Consider the following 19,085-nt stretch of genomic DNA (forward strand, 5'->3'; position numbering starts at 1 on the left):
CAGCGGAACTCTGCCATTGGGGGGACAAGGAAGATTCTTTTGTTTTTCGATGCCTGTTCAGCACGTTCTCGTCATTCCGGGCCGCCGCGTGAGCTGTGAGCCCGGAATGAGGGGAGGCCGATCGAACCATCCCGCCGCTCGCGCCGACCAAGCCAAGACCTTCGCTCCCGAGGAGACTCTTCATGACCGGCGCAATGACCGTGGACGGCAGCATCGTCCGGATCGACCGGCCGATGCCCTGGCTCGGCCGGCTGCTGTCGCTGCCGCTGCTGGCGGCGAGCACCTATCTGCTGTGGAACGTCGCGCTCGGGCTCAAGCAGGACTTCTCCGGCTTCGGCAGGCTCGCCGACGACCTCGTGCCGGTGCTGGTGTTCACGGGCCTCGGGCTCCTCGTCGGCATCCCCGGTCTCATCCTGCTGACGTTCCGCTATTTCATCGTGCTGAACGAGACGCGGCGGCAGGTCGTCATTACCAGGCAGTTCGGTCCGCTGAACATCCGCAGCTCGCGTGATCTCGCCGACTACCACTTCATCAGCATCACCGATGACTATGATCCCGCGCTGACGATGTACGACGTCAATCTCTGCGGCAACAAGGGCACCGTCCCGATCGAGCTGTCGAGCTTCACCTCACGCGACGAGGCGACCAGGCTCGCCAACGAGCTCGCCCGCTCCCTCAAGCTGCCGGCCCGCGACTATGTCGGCACCGAGCCGGACGAAGACGCGTAGGACGGACGAGACGCAGGGTCACCGGAGCAATCGCGCTGCCCCTGCGATCGCCGGCTATGCTGCTGCGATCTCGTGGCTTTTCCATGCGAACGGCACGCCGTGCCGGGCAGCCATTGCGATGCTAGTGCCTTCTTGGTAGCCTCCATCAAGCGCAGACTGGAGGCCGCCATGCGAATGGGTGCCGCAACTCTTCTGATCGCGTTCTGGGCGGCAATCGCGCCCGGTCAATCCCAAGCTGCCTCTGTCACCACGGATTTCCCGTTCGGTACGGACCGGACATCGGTGCCGGTGACTGCCTACGACGGAGATCCGTCGCATTTCGGCGAGGTTGCCTTTTTCAACAGCTTCAACACCAGCAGCACCTTCAAGCCCAGTCTCGGTACATTGACGTCCGTCAACATCTTCGTAAGCGCGCGATACACTTTCACGTCGCCGTTCAGCATCAATCCGTTGCCTTTGACCATCAGCCACAATTTCGGCGAGCCATTTTTCCTCAATGCCGGACCGACCACGTTCAATGCAGCGCTCACCGACCCAGTGACCATCCCGGGATTGGGAAGCCTGTTTCAGGCGAGCTTCGGCGACAGCTTTTCACTGCCGACGATCACCAATCCGTTCTCGCTGTCTTTGCTGACACTGCCGCAATTCAGTCAGGACCAGGTTTTTTTCAATGAAGGCGGCAGGGTCGTTCCGCTCACCTCGATCGCCATCAGTGGCGACGCTCAAATCACCTACACATACACCCCTGTCGCGGCGGTGCCCGAGCCGTCGACCTGGATCATGCTGCTTCTCGGTTTCGCCGGTTGTGCGACGATCGCACGGCGTAGCGCCGGGATCGCTCGCGGCGTCATCCGTCGATGATCAGCTCAAAATATCCTTCTGCATCTTGCCGCCGTAGAAATGGAAGAACGGCACCGGCGCGTCGTGGCGCAAGGGGCCGCTGGCAAGGCGCGTGTCGAGTTCGTTGAGCACGTTGCGCGTCATCGGATGCAGGTCGGCGAGCGGCTTCGAGCCGAGCTCGACCCAGACCAATTCGACCAGTTCGGCATCGGCATGGATCACGCCTTCGACGTGGTGGGTGATCGCGGAGGCATCGGCGGTGAAGAAGCGGGTATCGAAGCGCTTGACGCGGCCGGGCGGGGTGATCGCGCGCGCGATCAGGAACAGGCTGGAGGGATCGGGCAGGAGCCCAGCATCGGCGAACGGCTTCCAGGGACCTTCGAGCTTCGCCTTGATCTCAACCTTGCGCCCCAAGCAGAGGCCGGTCTCCTCGCAGGCCTCGCGGATCGCGGCGATCGCCAGCGATTTGGCGCGCGAGGCCGGCGTCTTCGGGCTGCCCTTGGCGAGATTGGCCTCGAGCTCCGCGGTGATCGGGGCCGCAACCGGCACGCGATAATCGTTCTTGTCGACGCGGCCGCCTGGGAAGACGAATTTTCCGGGCATGAACACCACCTTGTCGTGGCGCTTTCCGACCAGGACCTTCGGGATGCTGCCGCTGCGATCGACCAGGATCAGCGTCGCCGCATCCTTCGGACGGAAATAGGGATGGTGGTCGGCCTCTTTCGCCTCGTGGACTTTGGCCTTCTCCTCGGCTTGCGCAATATCCGTCATGTCCTCACCCGAAACGCTCTTGCTTATGTTGCTTACACAGGCGGAATACCATCCGGCGGGTTCTCGTCAAACCCGTGCATGCGCAGAGCCCATTGCAAGCCGACCACAGCTCCCTTGACCGGCTGCAACAGTCCGAGCGAGGCGAAGAAGGTGAAGGGCAGATAGGCGACGAAGCTCAGCCAGACCGGCGTGGTGTAATTGGTCTCGATCCAGAGGATCGTGGGCACCACGATGTGGCCGACGATGACGATGACGAGATAGGCGGGCAAATCGTCGGCGCGGTGCGGCGTGAAATCGAGCGCGCAGACCGCGCAATTGTCCGCCGTCTTCAGGAAGGCGCGGAACAGCTTTCCCTCGCCGCAGCGTGGACAGCGACCGCGAAAGCCGCGCTTCATCGCGGTAAAGACGTCGCGCTTCTCGACGAGGCCGGTCTCGCGCGTCCAGATTTTTGGCGCCGTGCTCATCGTCACCATGCCTTGCCCTTTTGCCCCTTGCTCTTGCCTTTGCCCTTGTTCTTTTGCTTGCCCTTCTTGCCGGATTTCGGCTTCGGCGGCTTGCGTTTTTTATCCGGACTGCGTCCCGGATGGGCCTTGAACGAAGGGCGGCGCTGTGGTCCGGGGCGCCTGCGCTCGCGCGGGCTCGTCGCGCTGTCCGACGACAGCAGCTCGAAGCGCAGTGCGCCCGCGACGGGGGCCGCTTCGATCAGCCTGACGTCGACGACGTCGCCGAGCTGGTACATGGTGCCGCTGCGCGTTCCGATCAGGGCGTGGCGGCTCTCGTCATAGTTGAAATATTCCGCGCCGAGGGATCGGATCGGGATCAATCCGTCGGCGCCGGTCTCGCTCAGCTTGACGAACAGGCCGGCGCGGGTGACGCCGGAGACGCGGCCCTGAAAACTGGCGCCGATACGGTCGGCGAGGTGATGGGCGATCAGACGATCGACGGTCTCGCGCTCCGCCTTCATGGCGCGCCGCTCGGTCAGCGAGATATGGGCGGCGACTTCGCTCAAGGTTTCCGGCGTCTCGCTGTCGGGCAGGGCGCCTTCGCCGAGGCCGAGCGCGCGGACCAGCGCGCGGTGCACGACGAGGTCGGCATAGCGGCGGATCGGCGAGGTGAAGTGCGCGTAGCGGCGCAGGTTCAGGCCGAAATGACCATAATTTTCCGACGAGTACTCGGCCTGCGCCTGGGCGCGCAGCACGACCTCGCTGACCAGCGGGTAATAATCGTGACCTTCGAGCTGGGCCAGCACGCGGTTGAACAGGGTCGGGCGCAGCGCGCCTGATTTGGCGAAGGGAACGTCCAGCGTCTCCAGGAATTCGGAGAGTGCGTGGACCTTCTCCAGTGTCGGCTCATCGTGCACGCGGTAGATCAGCGGGAGCGATTTCTTCTCCAGCATCTCGGCCGCGGCGACGTTGGCGAGGATCATGAACTCTTCGATCAGCTTGTGCGCATCGAGACGCTCAGGCACGACGACGCGGTCGACCGTGCCGTCGCTCTTGAGCAGGATCTTGCGCTCGGGCAGATCGAGATTGAGCGGATCGCGCTCGTCGCGGGCGCGCTTGACGCAGGCATAGGCCGCATAGAGCGGCCTGAGGATCGGATCGAGCAGGGGACCGGTGGTGTCGTCGGGCCTGCCGTCGATCGCGGCCTGCGCCTGCGCGTAGCTCAGCTTGGCGGCCGAGCGCATCAGGATGCGGTGAAAGCTGTGCGACTTCTTGCGGCCATCAGGCGCGATGATCATCCGCACCGCCAGCGCGCCGCGCGGCTCGCCCGGCACCAGCGAGCAGAGATTATTGGAGATGCGCTCGGGCAGCATCGGCACGACGCGGTCGGGGAAATAGACCGAGTTGCCGCGGTCGAGCGCATCGCGGTCGAGCGCGGTGCCGGGCCGGACATAGAAGCTGACATCGGCGATGGCGACATCGACGATGAAGCCGCCTCTGTTGTTGGGATCTGGATCCGCCTGCGCATGCACCGCGTCGTCGTGATCCTTGGCATCGGGCGGATCGATGGTGACGAGCGGAACGTCGCGCCAGTCTTCGCGTCCTTTCAGGTTGGCGGGCTCGGCGGCTTCGGCCTCGCGCTCTGCGGCGGAGGAGAAATTTAGCGGGATGTCGTGAGCGTAGATCGCGATCAGGCTGATCGCCTTCTCGCTCTTGACCGAACCGAGCTTCTCTTTCACCCGCCCTGAGGCGAGGCCGAAGCTGCGGGTGCGGACGATGTCGACGCTGACGAGGTCGCCGTCCTGCGCGCCCTTGGTGTCGGCGGCAGCGATATTCAGCTCGCGGTCCGCCATCTTCTTGTCGACGGGCACGAGCCGTCCGCCGCCTTCGGGCAGGCTGCGGAAGACGCCGAGGATGCGGCTCTTGGCCTTGTCGAACACCTTGATGATGCGACCGCGATAGGCGGGACCTTGCTCCTCGGTGGTCGGCTCGACGCGCAGCAGCGCGCGGTCGCCGACGCCTGCGGCGGTGCCGGGCCTGGGCCGGCGCGGCATCTCGATCAGGATCTTTGGCGGCTCGCCGTTTTCCACCTCGTCCCATTCGGTCGGGGAGGCGATCAGCTCGCCGTCGCGGTCGCGGCCGGTGATGTCGGCGACCAGCGTCGGCGGCAGGCTGTCCGGTTCGGAGACCGTGTGGCGCTTTTTCTTGATGGTGCCGTCGTCGGCGAGCTCGCGCAAAATGCGCTTGAGCTCGATGCGATCGGCGTTCTTCAGGCCGAACTCGCGCGCGATGTCGCGGGTTCCGACCTTTCCGGGATGTGCCTTGATGAAGGCGACGATGGCTTGCCGGTCGGGAAAGCCACGGTCTTTCTTTGGTTTCACTTAACCTCTAATTGGTGCCGGCGCTCTTCTTGGCCGGAGCTTTGGCTGCGCCAGCTGACTTGGTCGCCGACGGCTTCGTGGCAGAAGTCTTGGCCGTCGACGCCACGCCAGCGCGCGCCTTGCTGGTGGAATCGGTTTTGGTTTTGGCCGCGGCTTTCTTCGCGGCCGGTTTCTTTGGTTTTGGCGCGGTGTCGTCGCCGTCGGCAGTCTTCTTTGCTTTGGCCGGCTTCGCAGCCTTCTTCGCCGGCTTGGCCTTGCCGCCACCTTTGGCCGCGCGCTCGTCGATCAGCGCGATCGCCTGGGCCAGCGTCACCGTGTCCTTCTCGAACTCGGCCGGAATGGTCGCGTTGACGCCGCCGGCTGTGACATAGGCGCCGTAACGGCCGCTCTTCACGGTGACGGTGCCGAGGGTCGGATGGTCGCCGAGCGCCTTGCCGGGATCAGACCCAAAGCGTCGGCTCGGGCCCTTGGCGACCTTCTCGGCGATCAGCGTGACAGCGCGGTTGAGGCCGATGTCGAAGACTTCATCGCCGGCTTCCAGGCTGGCATAGGTCTTCTCGTGCTTCACGAACGGCCCGAAACGGCCGAGGCCGGCGGTGATCGGCTGACCGGTCTCGGGATGCTTGCCGATCTCGCGCGGCAGCGACAACAGCTTGAGCGCAAGCTCGAGCTCGATATCGCTGGGCGAGGTGCCCTTCGGGATGCCCGCGCGCTTCGGCTTCTCGCCTTCCTCATAATCCTTCTGCTCGCCGAGCTGGATGTAGGGGCCAAAGCGGCCGGCCTTGACCCAGACATCGCGACCCGTCTCGGGATCCTGGCCGAGCGAACGATCGGCCGTGGTCTCGCTGTCGGCGGCGAGCTGCCGGGTGTAGCGACACTCCGGATAGTTCGAGCAGCCGACGAAGGCGCCGAACTTGCCGGCCTTCAGATTGAGCCGGCCGGTGCCGCAACTCGGGCACTGCCTGATGTCGCCGCCATCGGCGCGGGGCGGATAGATGTGCTGGCCGAGCATGTCGTCGAGCACGTCGAGCACCTGGGCGACGCGCAGATCCTTGATCTCGTCGACGGCGCCGATGAAGCCGGTCCAGAAATCCTTCAGCACCTGCTGCCAGGAGATCTCGTTGTTGGAGATGCGGTCGAGCTGCTCCTCCAGATTGGCGGTGAAGTCGTACTCGACATAGCGGTTGAAGAAGCTTTCGAGGAAGGCGACGACGACGCGGCCCTTGTCCTCGCCATGCAGGCGCTTCTTCTCCAGCTTGACGTAGCCGCGGTCCTTCAGCACCTGCAGGATCGAGGCATAGGTCGAGGGACGGCCGATGCCGAGCTCTTCCATGCGCTTGACGAGAGAGGCCTCCGAGAAGCGCGGCGGCGGTTCGGTGAAGTGCTGGGTGACGGACAGCGACTGCCGCTTGATCGCCTCGCCCTGGCTCATCGCGGGCAGGCGGCGGGAGTCTTCGTCCTCCTCGTCGTCACGGCCTTCCTGGTACAGGGCAAGGAAGCCGTCGAACTTGACGACCTGGCCGGTGGCGCGCAGCTCCAGCGTGCGGCCGCCGGCCTTCGCCGTGATGTCGACGGTGGTGCGCTCGAGCTCGGCCGATTCCATCTGGCTTGCGATGGTGCGCTTCCAGATCAGCTCATAGAGCCTGGCCTGATCGGAATCGAGCTTGCGGCTCATGGCGTCGGGGCGGCGGGAGAGATCGGTCGGGCGGATCGCCTCGTGCGCTTCCTGGGCGTTCTTGGCCTTGGCCTGGTACTGGCGTGGAGCATCCGGCACATAGGCGTTGCCGTAATCCTCGCCGATCACCTTGCGCGCCTGGGTGATCGCCGACGGGTCGATCTGCACGCCGTCGGTACGCATATAAGTAATGAGGCCGGTGGTCTCGCCGCCGATGTCGATGCCTTCATAAAGGCGCTGGGCGATGCGCATGGTGTGCGCCGGCGCGAAGCCGTATTTGCGGCTGGCTTCCTGCTGCAACGTCGAGGTGGTGAAGGGCGCCTGCGGATTGCGGCGCGCCGGCTTGGCATCGACCGCCGTCACCGCATAGGTCGCCAGTTCCAGCGCCTTCTTGAAGTCCTCGGCTTCCGCGCCGGTGCCGATGTCGAGGCGTTGGATCTTCTTGCCGTCGGCGCCGACGAGGCGGGCCTCAAAGGTATCGCCGCGCGGCGTCAGCAGCGTCGCGATCAGCGACCAGTACTCACGCGGCACGAACTTCTCGATCTCGAGCTCCCGGTCGCAGACGAGGCGCAGCGCCACCGATTGCACGCGGCCGGCCGAGCGGGCGCCCGGAAGCTTGCGCCAGAGCACCGGGGAGAGCGTGAAGCCGACGAGATAGTCGAGAGCCCGGCGCGCCATGTAGGCGTCGACCAGGGCGCCGTCGATCTGGCGCGGATTCTTCATCGCATCGGTGACGGCCTGCTTGGTGATGGCGTTGAACACCACGCGCTCGATCTTCTGATCCTTCAGCGCGCGCTTCTCTTTCATCACCTCCAGCACATGCCAGGAGATGGCCTCGCCCTCGCGATCGGGGTCGGTCGCCAGAATCAGGCGGTCGGCACCCTTCAGCGACCTGGCGATGTCGTTGAGCCGGCCGGCCGCCTTGGGGTCGACCTCCCAGATCATCTTGAAATTGGCGTCGGGATCGACGGAACCGTTCTTCGCGGGAAGGTCGCGGACATGGCCGAACGAGGCCAGAACCTCATAGGACGAGCCCAAATATTTGTTGATCGTCTTGGCTTTCGCCGGCGACTCCACAATGACGATATTCATGTAGTTCCAGTAACTTACGGGGAAATCTTGGGCCGAAATCGATCAGATTCGGGTCGGCCGTTTCGCACCGAACATGGGTGGTGAGGCGGTCCCTGTCAAATCGAGGGGTGTTGAGAGCCTGCGGGATGGGAAAAGTTTCATATCGAGAAAGTTGCAAATTACCACCTTGGAGTTGCGGCCGCGATGGGCGTAATGTCGCCGCGGGGCATGGATTCGGGTGGGGCTGGTGGCAAGGCCAGGAAAGAAACGTGCGCGCGCCGCATCAGGCGTGCGGGGAGGCTCGCGTAACGAGGAACCGGGGGAGGGCGGCGCCGATGAAGCCGTGGCCTTCATCGCCGAGCAGGTGGCCGTTTTGCGCAAACTCGCCGAGCGCCACAAGCTCGACGTGCTGCATTATCTCTTGGGCATGACCAAGCTCGAGGCCGATGAGCACCTGCGGCTACGAAGCAAGCGCAAGCTGTCGTGAGGCTTGCGCATCGATCGGATCCGCCATCCTGAGGTGAGGCCCGGCGCCATCATGCCGATCGCCGGCGTGATGCCGGACGCGGCTTCAACATCGTGTCCGCCGGGCTGAGCAGGCGCCCGTCCTCGGCGTGCATTTCGAGCTTCTTGATCGGGCGGCCTCTCTCGCGATCGACCAAGATCGTTGCGATCTCCTCGGGGTGGTCGTCGAACTCCTCGCTCCATTGGCGCAGCGCCACGAGGATCGGGAAGGTGCCGCGGCCCTTCGGTGTCAGAACATACTCCTGATAAGCGCTGCCGTCGGAGGCGGGGGCGGTTGCCAGGATGCCGTGATCCACGAGCGAGCGCAGCCGTGCCGCCAAAATGTTCTTGGCCATGCCGAGCTTGCTCTGAAACTCGCCGAAGCGGCGCAGCCCAAACAGCGCCTCGCGGATGATCAGCAGCGACCACCAGTCGCCGATCGCGTCCAGCGATCGGGCGATCGGGCAGGCATCGCCCTCGAAGCTGGTTCGTTTCACCATCGTCCTTCGTCCTGTCGCATTCGCACGGTTGCGGTGGCGATCACACGGATGTGTGGTTGCATCATAAAACCATATGGCGTAGATCGCAACTCAGTTTCATCATGAAACCAGTGGAGGCGAGCATGAGACTTCAAGGCAAGACGGCGCTGATCACAGGCGGCAACAGCGGCATCGGGCTGGCGACCGCAAAGCTGTTCGTGGCCGAGGGCGCGAAGGTGATTATCACCGGCCGCAACAGGGAGACGCTGGAGGCCGCTGCAAAGGAACTCGGCCCTGACGCGATCGCACTTGCGGCTGATGCCACCGACATCGCCGCGACGGAAGCCGCGGTCAAGAGGGGTACGGAAAAGTTCGGCAAGCTCGACATTTTGTTTGCCAACGCCGGCATCCCCGGCGGCACGCCGCTCGGCTCAGCCACGCTCGAAGTGTTCGAGAAAGTCATCAGCACCAATCTCACCGGCGTGTTCTTCACCGTTCAGTCCGCGCTGCCTTATCTCAACGACAACGCCTCGATCATCCTCAACGGTTCGGTGATCTCCGTGCTGGGCATTCCCGGCTACTCGGCCTATGGCGCGGCCAAGGCGGGGGTGCGCGCGATGGCGCGGATCATGGCCTCGGAACTGTCGCCGCGCGGCATTCGCGTCAACGTGGTCGCGCCCGGTGCGATCCGCACGCCGATCTGGGGCGCCGCGATCGCAACACCTGAAGCCGAGAAGGCATTCGAGAAGCGGATTGGGCTGTCGACGCCGCTCGGCCGTATCGGTGAACCCGATCACGTTTCGAAGACCGTGCTGTTCCTTGCGTCTGACGATGCCGCGCACATTCAGGGACAGGAGATCTTCGTCGACGGCGGGGCCGTCGCCTCGCCGAGCGGCGCGCCGATCTATCGCGGATAAGTCAAATGAGCTGAAAGTTGAACCGGCCGGCGCGAACCGCGAACGGTTGCGCCGGCCGGTTCCCTCGTCTTGCGGCAGGTATTTTCTGAACCTTGCGTGATGCGTTGAACCTTCGCGTGCGCTGCCAAGACTTTTCTACGGGCAGGGGGTCATAAGACCTATTTAAGGGAGCCCGTTATGCCGAAAGCCGCACGTATTTTTGCTCCGATTTCAGCGCCGCGTATTCATACCGAACGTTCCGCAGTTCCGGCAAAGCACTCCGACGTGTCGGAGTTCATCGGGGTTGCCATCTTCTCCGGCATCGGCCTGCTCATGTCGCTCATCGCCGTGATCCTCGGCGTGCAGGGCGCCTGGTTTTAGCTTTGTCGATCTTTCAGCCGCCGCCGGGGGGCGGCAGCGGCTGTCGTCGGCGTAACCTTACGCCGCACGCAAGCCGGTGGCCGCCTGGAGCGCGCCGGCCAGCGCCTTTTCGCGATGTTCGGGACCGACCTGGATTCCGTCTGCGACGATGAATTCAGGATTGATGCCGATGAAGCCGAACACGCCACGCAGATAGGTTTCGAGATGCTCGAGCGCGGCCATCGGCGTATCCGCGCCGTAATAGCCGCCGCGTGAGATGGCCACGATCACGCGCTTGCCGCCGGCCAGGCCCTGCGGTCCGTTCGCGCCATAGCTGAATGTCTTGCCTGCCACGAGCACGGCACGGTCGATCCAGGCCTTGAGCTGGCTCGGAATCGTAAAATTGTACATCGGCGCGCCGATCACCACGATGTCAGCCGCCAGGAACTCTTCCAGCGCGGCAGCACCGGCAGCGAGGTCGGGGCCGAGTTCCGCAGGCGCGGATGCGCCCTGCGCCACCGCAAGGTGCGACCCGGAAAGATGGGCGAGCGGGGCCTGGGTCACGTCGCGGTAGGTCACCTCGAGCGAGGGCGTCGCCTGCCTGAGCCGGTCGACGATTGCGGCGGAAACCTGCCGGGAGACGGAGTGGGGGCCGAGCACGCTGGAGTCGATATGGAGGAGTTTCATTTGGGGTCACCCTGGTATAGATTTGTAACCCGCACTACATGAGTGACTGTCAAAATCCCCGCAAGAACGCACTTTTTTGAGCCATGGGCACATCTTTGGAACCTGCACACACCGAGTTTCCCGCGTCCCCGAGGCCCGATCCGAACCACGCGGATTGTCGCGGGGTCGCCTCCGTGCTGTCGCGGGTCGGTGACAAATGGAGCGTGTTCGTCATCATGATGCTCAGCGACGGGCCGAAACGCTTCAACGAGCTGAAGCGCATGATCAACGGCATTTCGCAGCGGATGCTGACCCTGACATTGCGCGGCCTCGAGCGCGACGGCCTCGTCACGCGCACGATTTTCCCGACCATTCCGCCGCGCGTAGACTACGAGCTGACCGATCTCGGTCGCGGGCTGCAAGAGCCGGTGAAGGCGCTGGGCGAGTGGGCGATCGCACATCAGGACAGGATCGCGGCGGCAAGAACGCGCTTTGACGAGAGAAACGGCGGCTAGCGCGCCGACATCGTCGCGCTCCGGAATGAGGGTGTCGGACACACAGGCCTAAAGCAGCGACACCAGCCCGCCGCCGTGACGTTCGAGCTTTCCCGCAAGCTCGAGCTCCAGCAGCACCGTGCGCACGATCGCGGGCGAGGCACCGGACATCCGCACGAGATCGTCGATCGTGACGGGGGCAGGGCCGAGCAGGCCCGTGATCTGCTCGCGGTCGTGGCCTTGCGGATCGCTCTCGAACGGCTCGCTGTCGGGCTCGCTCACCGGCCGCATCATCGGCCGCTCCAGGATCGGCTGAACCGCGTTGATGATGTCGGATGCTTCCGTGACGAGCGTTGCGCCCTGCTTGATCAGGTCGTTGGCGCCGGCGGCGCGCGGATCGAGCGGCGAGCCGGGGACAGCGAACACCTCGCGGCCCTGTTCGGCCGCCATGCGCGCGGTGATCAGCGAGCCCGAGCGGTGCGCCGCTTCCACCACGACCACGCCGAGCGCTGCGCCCGAGATCAGCCGGTTGCGGCGAGGGAAGTCGCGGGCACGCGGCTCGTGGCCGAGCGGCATTTCGGAGATCGCCGCGCCCTGGTGGTCGAGGATCGCGGCGAGGAGATCGCCATGCTCGGGCGGATAGATGCAATCATGGCCGCCGGCGAGGACGGCGATGGTGCCGCTCGCGACGCTGGCGCGATGCGCGGCCTGGTCGACGCCGCGGGCGAGACCCGAGATGATGATGAAGCCGGCTTCGCCAAGCTCGCGCGCGAGCTGGCCGGCGAATTTGAGGCCCGCGCCGGAGGCGTTGCGCGAGCCGACGATCGCGATCATCGGACGCATCAAGGTCGCGCCATCGCCGCGCACCGCGAGCAAGGGCGGCGCGTCGTCGAGTGTCGCCAGCCGCGCCGGATAGCCGTCCTCGCCGGGAGCGAGCCAGGCGATGCCGAATTTGAGGCTTGCGGCGAGCTCGGCCCTCGCTTCATCCAGGCTGCAGATGCGAGCCGATCGCGGTGCGCCGCCGCGGCGCGCCAGATCAGGCAGGCGCTCCAGCGCGGCGCGCGCGGTGCCGAAATGATCGACCAGCGAGCGAAAAGTGCGCGGCCCGACATTGTCGGAGCGGATCAGCCGCAGCCGGTCGATCCGTTCTAGCTCGGTCAGCTTAACACTGGGATTGATGGCGTCCACGGCGTCTCCTTGTGGGCGCAGCATGGAACAACCTGAGGGCGTTGCGCAACAGGGCTGTGCGCTTGCGCGGCCTCGCCCCGATGCTAAAAGCGAGGCCAATAAGAAGGATTTTGCCATGATCTCACTCGCCGATCTCCAGCGCCGCATTGAAGCGGGCGAGCTTACGCCCGATGCCGCCATCGCCCAGTCGCATCAGGCGATCGAGGCCAAGGAGAAGGACGTTCGCGCCTTCGTCCGCCACGACGTCTCGGCGAAGGCGCAAGGCTTTGGTCCGCTCCGGGGCATTGCCGTCGGCATCAAGGACATCATCGACACCGCCAATATGCCGACCGAGATGGGCTCGGAGATCTATCGCGGCTGGCAGCCGCGCTCGGATGCGCCTGTGGTGATGATGCTGAAGCGGGCCGGCGCCACCATCATCGGCAAGACCACAACCACGGCATTCGCCTCGCGCGATCCGACGCAAACGCTCAATCCGCACAATCCCGGCCACACGCCTGGCGGCTCGTCCTCGGGCTCGGCGGCGGCGGTCGGCGCCGGCATGATCCCGCTGGCACTCGGCACCCAGACCGGCGGCTCGGTGATCCGGCCTGCGGCCTATTGTGGCGCTGCCGCGATCAAGCCGTCGTTCCGCATGCTGCCGACGGTCGGCGTGAAGTGCTATTCGTGGGCGCTCGACACGGTCGGCCTGTTCGGATCGCGTGCGGAGGATCTCGCACGCGGCCTCTTGGGGATGACGGGCCGGACGGAGTTCTCCGGCATCGTCCCGGCAAAGTCGCCGCGCATCGGCGTGGTCAGGCAGGAGTTTGCCGAGGCTGTGGAGCCGGCGGCAGAAGAGGGGCTGCTGGCTGCGATCAAGGCAGCCGAGAAGGCCGGCGCCAGCGTGCAGACCATCGATCTGCCCGAGGCGGTCAAGGAGGCCTGGCGCATCCATCCGATCATCCAGGATTTCGAGGCGCATCGCGCGCTCGCCTGGGAGTTCGACGAGCGTCACGACGAGATCGCGCCACTGCTGCGCGCCAGCCTCGATGAGACCGTCGGACTGACGCCGAAGCAATACGACGATGCACGCCGGATTGCCCGCCGCGGCCGTCGCGAGCTCGGCGAGCTGTTCGAAGGTTTCGACGTGCTGCTCACCTATTCCGCGCCCGGCACCGCGCCGGCCAAGGAGCTCGCCTCGACCGGTTCGCCCCGCTACAACAGGCTGTGGACGCTGATGGGCAATCCATGCGTCAACGTGCCGGTGATGAAGATCGGGGGCCTTCCGATCGGCGTGCAGGTGATCGCGCGCTTCGGCAATGATTCCGGCGCGCTGTCTGCGGCGTGGTTCTTGGAGAATGCGCTGGCGAAATCAGGCTAGCGCGGGCTCGGCGGCGCGTCCGCGCATCGCCTGCGAGACGCCGGTATTGGCAGCTTGCCCGAGCCAGCGCTCGGCGGCCTCGCGACCGCTCCGGTGCAGCAGGCGGATGAAGCCGCGGCCGAGATCGGTCGATGAACGTTGCGCCAGGCCCTCGATTGAGTCTTCGGCTGCGATTCTCGAGAGCCGTAGCGCGGGGGCTGTATGTGACCGCGCCCATTCGATCGCCGCGATCTCGGCGTTGAGCGCGGCATTGGCCGCGATCTGGTCGAGGCGGCGGTCGATCGCGGCGAGCGTGATCGGCACATAATTGTCGCGCGTGGGCGTGACCTGGACCAGCAACAGGTCGGCGGTCGTCGATTGCTGCGCCAGCTTGATCAGCGGCGGATTGCCGCCAAAGCCGCCGTCCCAATAGGCTTCGCCGTCGATCTCGACGGCGCAATGAACCAGCGGCGGGCAGGTCGAGGCCAGCGCGACATCCGCAGTAACAGCTTCATTGCCGAAGATCTGCTGCTGCCCGTCGCGGATCCGCGTCGCCGCGATCAGGAGCTTTGGGCATCTCCTTGGGCATCTGGTGTCGCGCAAGGCGGCAAAATTGATGTCGCGCGACAGCGCCTGGCGCAGCGGATCGAGGTCGAACGGATCGAACTGGCCGGAGCGCAGCGTCGGCCCGAAAGCGACCGAGCTTCCCGCCGGCGAGAAGCCGCCGATCAGCATCAGCGAGCGGAACGAGGCCTCGTGCATCAGGCGGAGCCAGAACCGGTTCAAGCGGTTGCGGGCCGCTTCGCGGCCGCCTTCGGCAAGACCGCCGGCGAGCAGCAGCGCGTTGATGGCGCCGGCGCTGGCGCCACTGATGCTGTCGAATTCGATCGATGGCTCTTCCAGGAGCCGCTCCAGCACGCCCCAGGTGAAGGCTGCGAAGGTGCCGCCGCCCTGGAGCGCCAGCGAGATCTTTCGCGGTGGCCAGGGATCGGAGTTTGCCGGCGCGGGCGCAACAGGCGCGAGGGCGGTGACGGCTTCGGCAGTTGCTGGAGGAGCCTGTACTGGAGGAGCCTGGGTGATGGAATCAGGCGGCGGTGCCGGTGAGGCGGCGGGTTTTGGTACCGGAGGCGGCGAGGGCGCATCCGACCAGATGTTGGTCGTCAGCAGCAGGCGGCTTGCCGCAGTGCTCTGCGAGCCGCCGTCATCATGCGTGCCGTCAATCGTCTCGCTCATTCTGAGCAACCGCGTAACACCATGTCCACTGTCAGGATGACAGGCATGGAACCTGACCGCCACTAGCTCCCGTGAGTTGGCGGAGAGTTGCGAACAGGATTTGGCATATAACGCGAGAAGGGTGCTTTGGTATCCGTAGGATACCCGGCCTCAAGCCTTCTCGCCGATGCGGCCTTCTTTCCCTGATTGCAGCCGCCTGATGTTCTCGCGATGCATGTAGAACAGCAGCAGCGTCAGCACGGCGGACAGCGAGGCCAGGGCAAGGTGGCCGAACCACCACAGGAACAGCGGCGTGACGAAGGCTGCCACCAGCGCCGAGAGCGAGGAGTAGCGGGTGGTGAAGGCGGTCGCGAGCCAGATCAGGCAGAACACCAGCGCTGCCGGCCAGAACAGGCCGAGCAGGATACCGATATAGACGGCGACTCCTTTGCCGCCTTTGAATTTGAGCCAGATCGGGAAGAGGTGGCCGAGGAAGGCGCCAAGGCCTGCCACCATCGCAGCATTCGGGCCGCCGATATAGCCTGAAATCACCACCGCCGCGGTGCCCTTGAGCGCGTCGAGCAGCAGGGTCGCCGCGGCGAGGCCCTTGCGGCCGGTGCGCAGCACGTTGGTGGCGCCGATATTGCCGGAGCCGATCGACCGCAGGTCCTGCGTGCCGGCGAGCCTGGTCAGGATCAGCCCGAACGGGACAGAGCCGAGCAGATAGCCGATGACAAAAGCCACCGGCAGGAAGGCATCAAGCCCCATGGCGGTGTCTCCGTGGCTGACATAGCCCGCGCCCATTAGACATGCTCGTAAACTGTCCGTCCGCCGACGATGGTCCTGACCGCGCGACCTGTAAAGCGGGCTTCGTCGAACGGGGTGTTCTTGCAGGGTGATTTGAGATCGGCGGGATCGACCACCCAGGGAACGTCGGGGTCGATCACGATGACGTCGGCCGGTGCGCCGTTGCGCAGGGTTCCGCCCGCGAGCCCGAGCAGCTCGGCCGGCCGCGTCGACATCGCCCGGATCAGCGTCTTGAGATCGAGCGCGTCATTGTGGACCAGCCGCAGGCCCGCCGGCAGCATGGTCTCGAGGCCGATTGCACCGGGAGCCGCTTCCGCGAAGGGCAGGCGCTTGACCTCGACGTCCTGCGGATTGTGATCGGACATGATGACGTCGACGAGGCCGGAGGCGACGGCGGCGACCATCGCCCGGCGATCGTCTTCGGCCCTCAGCGGCGGCGACAGCTTCAGGAACGAACGGTAGGGCCCGATGTCGTTCTCGTTCAGCGCCAGATGGTTGATCGAGACCGAGGCGCTGACGGCAAGGCCGGCGTCGCGGGCGCGCTGCAAGATCTCGAGCGACTCGATGCAGGATAGCGAGGCCGCATGATAGCGGCCGCCGGTCAGTGCGACGAGACGCATGTCGCGTTCGAGGATCACGGCCTCGGCGGCCTTCGGGATGCCCATCAGGCCGAGGCGCGAGGCGAACTCGCCCTCGTTCATCACGCCTTCGCCGACGAGGTCCGGGTCCTCGGTGTGGTGCACGATCAGCGCGTCGAAATCGCGGGCGTAGGTCAGCGCGCGCCGCATCACCTGCGCATTGGTCACGCTGTGGTCGCCGTCGCTGAAGGCGACGGCGCCAGCGGCCTTGAGCAGGCCGAACTCGGTCATCTCCTCGCCGCGCATGCCCTTGGTCAGGGCCGCCATCGGCTGGATGTTGACGATCGCGGTGTCGCGGGCGCGGCGCATCACGAAATCGACGGTCGCCGAATTGTCGATGACGGGCGCGGTGTCGGGCTGGCAGATGATGGTGGTGATGCCGCCGGTCGCCGCCGCCTGGCTCGCCGAGGCGAAGGTCTCGCGGTGGCTGAAGCCGGGCTCGCCGACGAAGGCGCGCATGTCGATCAGGCCGGGCGCCACGATCTTGCCGGAGCAGTTGACGACGTCGGTGCCCTCGGGGACGCCGGCTGCGCCAATGCCGCGGCGGGTCTCGCGGATGACGCCGTCGGCAATAAGGACGTCGCCGGGACCGTCGAAATCCCTGGAGGGATCGACGACGCGGGCGTTGGCGAGCAGGATCGGGCGGCGGTCGGTCAGCATGGCGGCCATCACGCGTTCGGCAGGTTACGGGCGAGCGCTTCCAGCACCGCCATGCGCACCGCAACCCCCATCTCCACCTGTTCGCGGATCAGGGACTGGGCGCCGTCGGCGACCGCGGTGTCGATCTCGACGCCGCGGTTCATGGGACCTGGATGCATCACCAGCGCGTCGGGCTTGGCGTAGCCTAGCTTCTTCTGGTCGAGCCCGAAATAGTGGAAATATTCCGATGTGGAGGGCACGAACGAGCCGTTCATGCGCTCGCGCTGCAACCTGAGCATCATGACGATATCAGCGCCATTGAGGCCCTCGCGCATGTCGCGCGCCACCTCGACGCCCATCCGCTCGATGCCGGGAGGCAGCAGCGTGGAGGGGCCGACGACGCGGACGCGGGCGCCCATGGTGTTGAGCAGGATGATGTTGGAGCGGGCGACGCGCGAATGCAGCACGTCGCCGCAGATCGCGACCACGAGCCCCTCGATCCGGCCCTTGTTGCGCCTGATGGTCAGCGCGTCGAGCAGTGCCTGCGTCGGATGTTCGTGCGCGCCGTCGCCGGCATTGATCACGGAACCGTCAACCTTGCGCGCCAGCAGTTCCACCGCGCCGGAGGCGTGATGGCGCACCACCAGGATGTCGGGGTGCATGGCGTTGAGCGTCATCGCGGTGTCGACCAGCGTCTCGCCCTTCTTGATGGACGAGGAGGACACCGACATGTTCATGACGTCGGCACCCAAGCGCTTGCCCGCGAGTTCGAACGAGGACTGGGTTCGGGTGGAGGCCTCGAAGAAGAGGTTCACCTGCGTCCGTCCACGCAGGACGGTGCGCTTCTTGTCAACCTGGCGGTTGAGCTCGACATATTCTTCGGACAGGTCGAGAAGGCCGGTGATATCGGCCGCGGAAAGGCCCTCGATGCCCAGCAAATGCCGGTGGCCGAGGACGAAGGTCGATTTCGATGTCATTAAAGCGAGAGCTATAGGCGCGGATGGCTGATGGAGCAAGGGCCAATGCCGGGGCGGGGAGTTATCCCCTGATCTGTCTATTTTGCCGTGGTGGCGCGACCTGTCGCCAGTTTCTCCGTCATGCCCGGGCTTGTCCCGGGCATCCACGATCTTCTATCGCATTTGACGCAAAAAGAACGTGGATGGCCGGGACAAGCCCGGCCATGACGATCGGGAGACATCAGGTGAAAGCAATAGTCGCTGCGGTCGCGGTAACCACTTTTGTCGCCGCCGCCTCCGCCCAATCGCTTCCCGGCGGCTTCGTCTATCTGCGCGACGTCGATCCCAGCATCATCCAGGACATCCGCTACGCCACGCCGAACAATTTCGTCGGCCGTCCGCTCGCCGGCTATGGTGCCGGCGAATGCGTGGTGAAACGTGAAGTGGGCCTGCGGCTGAAGGCAGTCCAGCAGGAATTGGCCGCGCAAAATCTGTCGCTGAAAATGTTCGATTGCTACCGGCCGGCGCGCGCCTCGCTCGACATGGTGAGGTGGTCGCAAAATGGCCACGAGACCGCGGCCGAGCGGCGCTACAATCCGAAGATCCCAAAGACCGAGCTGTTTCGCCTCGGCTATATCGCGAGCCGCTCGCAGCATTCGACAGGTGCTGCGCTGGATCTCACTCTGGTCGATCTCAAGGCCGATAATTCCGCCAAAATCGATCCCGCAAAATCCTATGCCGACTGCACGGCGCCGGTCGAGGCGCGGCTGCCGGAGGGGAGCGTGGACATGGGCACGGGCTATGATTGCACCGATGCAAAGGGACATACCGCAGCACCGTCGATCTCGCCCGATCAGCGCGCCTGGCGCAGGCGGCTGGTGGCTGCGATGGCCAAGCAAGGCTTTGTGAACTATTCGAAGGAGTGGTGGCATTTTTCCCTGCCGGGGGCCGGTGGGGCGGCCTATGATTTCCCGATTCAGCCGCGGCGGAACTGATTC

At 65.2% G+C, this 19,085-nt stretch carries 19 protein-coding genes; 8 read left to right on the plus strand and 11 right to left on the minus strand.

Annotated elements, in window-relative coordinates; all coding sequences use genetic code 11:
* Window positions 1-182 precede the first annotated feature (182 nt).
* Both G8O24_RS18840 and G8O24_RS18845 read left to right on the plus strand, forming a co-directional pair.
* Window positions 183-728, plus strand: coding sequence for a hypothetical protein (locus tag G8O24_RS18840; RefSeq protein ID WP_188101829.1), 546 nt, complete (start codon window positions 183-185; stop codon window positions 726-728).
* A 168-nt stretch (window positions 729-896) separates the two neighbouring features.
* Window positions 897-1,589: a PEP-CTERM sorting domain-containing protein gene (locus G8O24_RS18845; protein WP_188101831.1), complete on the plus strand. Its 693-nt coding sequence runs from the start codon at window positions 897-899 to the stop codon at window positions 1,587-1,589.
* Here the strand turns inward: G8O24_RS18845 and G8O24_RS18850 are convergent, their stop codons facing one another.
* Genes G8O24_RS18850 through topA form a run of 4 tightly spaced genes read right to left on the minus strand, consistent with a single transcriptional unit; the run spans window position 1,590 to window position 7,930 of the window.
* A complete protein-coding gene (locus G8O24_RS18850) occupies window positions 1,590-2,339 on the minus strand; it encodes an NUDIX hydrolase (RefSeq protein WP_188101833.1) in 750 nt (249 codons plus the stop codon).
* Window positions 2,340-2,371: 32 nt separating this feature from the next.
* On the minus strand, window positions 2,372-2,812 hold the full coding sequence (locus G8O24_RS18855; protein WP_188101835.1) for a DUF983 domain-containing protein: 441 nt from the start codon (window positions 2,810-2,812) through the stop codon (window positions 2,372-2,374).
* The gene (gene rnr / locus G8O24_RS18860; protein ID WP_188101837.1) at window positions 2,806-5,163 is read right to left on the minus strand and encodes a ribonuclease R; all 2,358 of its coding nucleotides are present in this window, start codon (window positions 5,161-5,163) and stop codon (window positions 2,806-2,808) included. The genes G8O24_RS18855 and rnr overlap by 7 nt, the downstream gene beginning before the upstream one ends.
* Window positions 5,164-5,170: 7 nt before the next feature.
* On the minus strand, window positions 5,171-7,930 hold the full coding sequence (gene topA, locus G8O24_RS18865) for a type I DNA topoisomerase (RefSeq protein WP_188101839.1): 2,760 nt from the start codon (window positions 7,928-7,930) through the stop codon (window positions 5,171-5,173).
* 217 nt (window positions 7,931-8,147) lie between these two features.
* On the opposite strand from topA, the gene G8O24_RS18870 reads away from it, so the two are divergent.
* The gene (locus G8O24_RS18870; protein WP_311972484.1) at window positions 8,148-8,396 is read left to right on the plus strand and encodes a hypothetical protein; all 249 of its coding nucleotides are present in this window, start codon (window positions 8,148-8,150) and stop codon (window positions 8,394-8,396) included.
* Window positions 8,397-8,445: 49 nt separating this feature from the next.
* Here the strand turns inward: G8O24_RS18870 and G8O24_RS18875 are convergent, their stop codons facing one another.
* Complete coding sequence (locus G8O24_RS18875; RefSeq protein WP_188101840.1) at window positions 8,446-8,913, minus strand: winged helix-turn-helix transcriptional regulator; 468 nt, start codon at window positions 8,911-8,913, stop codon at window positions 8,446-8,448.
* A 122-nt stretch (window positions 8,914-9,035) separates the two neighbouring features.
* Between G8O24_RS18875 and G8O24_RS18880 the strand changes: the two genes are divergently transcribed.
* Together G8O24_RS18880 and G8O24_RS18885 are read left to right on the plus strand one after the other, a co-directional pair.
* On the plus strand, window positions 9,036-9,809 hold the full coding sequence (locus G8O24_RS18880) for a glucose 1-dehydrogenase (RefSeq protein ID WP_188101842.1): 774 nt from the start codon (window positions 9,036-9,038) through the stop codon (window positions 9,807-9,809).
* 177 nt (window positions 9,810-9,986) lie between these two features.
* The gene (locus tag G8O24_RS18885) at window positions 9,987-10,169 is read left to right on the plus strand and encodes a hypothetical protein (protein WP_188101844.1); all 183 of its coding nucleotides are present in this window, start codon (window positions 9,987-9,989) and stop codon (window positions 10,167-10,169) included.
* A gap of 57 nt (window positions 10,170-10,226) precedes the next feature.
* On the opposite strand, the gene G8O24_RS18890 is transcribed toward G8O24_RS18885, so the two are convergent.
* Window positions 10,227-10,835 carry an FMN-dependent NADH-azoreductase gene (locus G8O24_RS18890; RefSeq protein ID WP_188101846.1) on the minus strand — a complete coding sequence of 203 codons (609 nt, stop codon included), beginning with the start codon at window positions 10,833-10,835 and terminating at the stop codon, window positions 10,227-10,229.
* Window positions 10,836-10,918: 83 nt separating this feature from the next.
* On the opposite strand from G8O24_RS18890, the gene G8O24_RS18895 reads away from it, so the two are divergent.
* Complete coding sequence (locus tag G8O24_RS18895) at window positions 10,919-11,329, plus strand: winged helix-turn-helix transcriptional regulator (RefSeq protein WP_188101848.1); 411 nt, start codon at window positions 10,919-10,921, stop codon at window positions 11,327-11,329.
* A gap of 48 nt (window positions 11,330-11,377) precedes the next feature.
* Here the strand turns inward: G8O24_RS18895 and dprA are convergent, their stop codons facing one another.
* Window positions 11,378-12,520: a DNA-processing protein DprA gene (gene dprA / locus G8O24_RS18900; RefSeq protein ID WP_188101850.1), complete on the minus strand. Its 1,143-nt coding sequence runs from the start codon at window positions 12,518-12,520 to the stop codon at window positions 11,378-11,380.
* A 91-nt stretch (window positions 12,521-12,611) separates the two neighbouring features.
* Between dprA and G8O24_RS18905 the strand changes: the two genes are divergently transcribed.
* The gene (locus G8O24_RS18905) at window positions 12,612-13,856 is read left to right on the plus strand and encodes an amidase (RefSeq protein WP_188101852.1); all 1,245 of its coding nucleotides are present in this window, start codon (window positions 12,612-12,614) and stop codon (window positions 13,854-13,856) included.
* Here the strand turns inward: G8O24_RS18905 and G8O24_RS18910 are convergent.
* From G8O24_RS18910 to G8O24_RS18925, 4 genes are all read right to left on the minus strand, one after another.
* On the minus strand, window positions 13,848-15,068 hold the full coding sequence (locus G8O24_RS18910) for a patatin-like phospholipase family protein (protein ID WP_188101854.1): 1,221 nt from the start codon (window positions 15,066-15,068) through the stop codon (window positions 13,848-13,850). The two genes, G8O24_RS18905 and G8O24_RS18910, sit on opposite strands and share 9 nt — an antisense overlap.
* 150 nt (window positions 15,069-15,218) lie before the next feature.
* Window positions 15,219-15,815 (minus strand): glycerol-3-phosphate 1-O-acyltransferase PlsY, encoded by a 597-nt coding sequence (gene plsY / locus G8O24_RS18915; protein WP_188101856.1) that lies wholly within the window; start codon window positions 15,813-15,815, stop codon window positions 15,219-15,221.
* Between the two features lie 35 nt (window positions 15,816-15,850).
* Window positions 15,851-17,152 carry a dihydroorotase gene (locus G8O24_RS18920; RefSeq protein WP_188101906.1) on the minus strand — a complete coding sequence of 434 codons (1,302 nt, stop codon included), beginning with the start codon at window positions 17,150-17,152 and terminating at the stop codon, window positions 15,851-15,853.
* A gap of 8 nt (window positions 17,153-17,160) precedes the next feature.
* A complete protein-coding gene (locus G8O24_RS18925) occupies window positions 17,161-18,108 on the minus strand; it encodes an aspartate carbamoyltransferase catalytic subunit (RefSeq protein WP_092291136.1) in 948 nt (315 codons plus the stop codon).
* 203 nt (window positions 18,109-18,311) lie between these two features.
* Here G8O24_RS18925 and G8O24_RS18930 point away from each other — a divergent pair, with 203 nt between their 5' ends.
* Window positions 18,312-19,082 carry a M15 family metallopeptidase gene (locus G8O24_RS18930; RefSeq protein WP_188101858.1) on the plus strand — a complete coding sequence of 257 codons (771 nt, stop codon included), beginning with the start codon at window positions 18,312-18,314 and terminating at the stop codon, window positions 19,080-19,082.
* The last annotated feature ends 3 nt before the right edge of the window (window positions 19,083-19,085 follow it).

The organism is Bradyrhizobium campsiandrae (assembly GCF_014529705.1).
In the GTDB taxonomy this organism is placed as follows: domain Bacteria; phylum Pseudomonadota; class Alphaproteobacteria; order Rhizobiales; family Xanthobacteraceae; genus Bradyrhizobium; species Bradyrhizobium campsiandrae.

Bases quoted from the DNA above. Each gene is read 5' to 3' on its own strand.
- G8O24_RS18840 (WP_188101829.1), top strand. From the start codon at position 183: ATGACCGGCGCAATGACCGTGGACGGCAGCATCGTCCGGATCGACCGG.
- G8O24_RS18890 (WP_188101846.1), bottom strand. From the start codon at position 10,835: ATGAAACTCCTCCATATCGACTCCAGCGTGCTCGGCCCCCACTCCGTC.
- G8O24_RS18850 (WP_188101833.1), bottom strand. From the start codon at position 2,339: ATGACGGATATTGCGCAAGCCGAGGAGAAGGCCAAAGTCCACGAGGCG.
- G8O24_RS18895 (WP_188101848.1), top strand. From the start codon at position 10,919: ATGGGCACATCTTTGGAACCTGCACACACCGAGTTTCCCGCGTCCCCG.
- G8O24_RS18880 (WP_188101842.1), top strand. From the start codon at position 9,036: ATGAGACTTCAAGGCAAGACGGCGCTGATCACAGGCGGCAACAGCGGC.
- G8O24_RS18930 (WP_188101858.1), top strand. From the start codon at position 18,312: ATGACGATCGGGAGACATCAGGTGAAAGCAATAGTCGCTGCGGTCGCG.
- G8O24_RS18910 (WP_188101854.1), bottom strand. From the start codon at position 15,068: ATGAGCGAGACGATTGACGGCACGCATGATGACGGCGGCTCGCAGAGC.
- G8O24_RS18845 (WP_188101831.1), top strand. From the start codon at position 897: ATGCGAATGGGTGCCGCAACTCTTCTGATCGCGTTCTGGGCGGCAATC.
- dprA (WP_188101850.1), bottom strand. From the start codon at position 12,520: ATGCTGCGCCCACAAGGAGACGCCGTGGACGCCATCAATCCCAGTGTT.
- G8O24_RS18855 (WP_188101835.1), bottom strand. From the start codon at position 2,812: ATGGTGACGATGAGCACGGCGCCAAAAATCTGGACGCGCGAGACCGGC.
- G8O24_RS18920 (WP_188101906.1), bottom strand. From the start codon at position 17,152: ATGCTGACCGACCGCCGCCCGATCCTGCTCGCCAACGCCCGCGTCGTC.
- G8O24_RS18905 (WP_188101852.1), top strand. From the start codon at position 12,612: ATGATCTCACTCGCCGATCTCCAGCGCCGCATTGAAGCGGGCGAGCTT.
- topA (WP_188101839.1), bottom strand. From the start codon at position 7,930: ATGAATATCGTCATTGTGGAGTCGCCGGCGAAAGCCAAGACGATCAAC.
- plsY (WP_188101856.1), bottom strand. From the start codon at position 15,815: ATGGGGCTTGATGCCTTCCTGCCGGTGGCTTTTGTCATCGGCTATCTG.
- G8O24_RS18885 (WP_188101844.1), top strand. From the start codon at position 9,987: ATGCCGAAAGCCGCACGTATTTTTGCTCCGATTTCAGCGCCGCGTATT.
- G8O24_RS18925 (WP_092291136.1), bottom strand. From the start codon at position 18,108: ATGACATCGAAATCGACCTTCGTCCTCGGCCACCGGCATTTGCTGGGC.
- G8O24_RS18875 (WP_188101840.1), bottom strand. From the start codon at position 8,913: ATGGTGAAACGAACCAGCTTCGAGGGCGATGCCTGCCCGATCGCCCGA.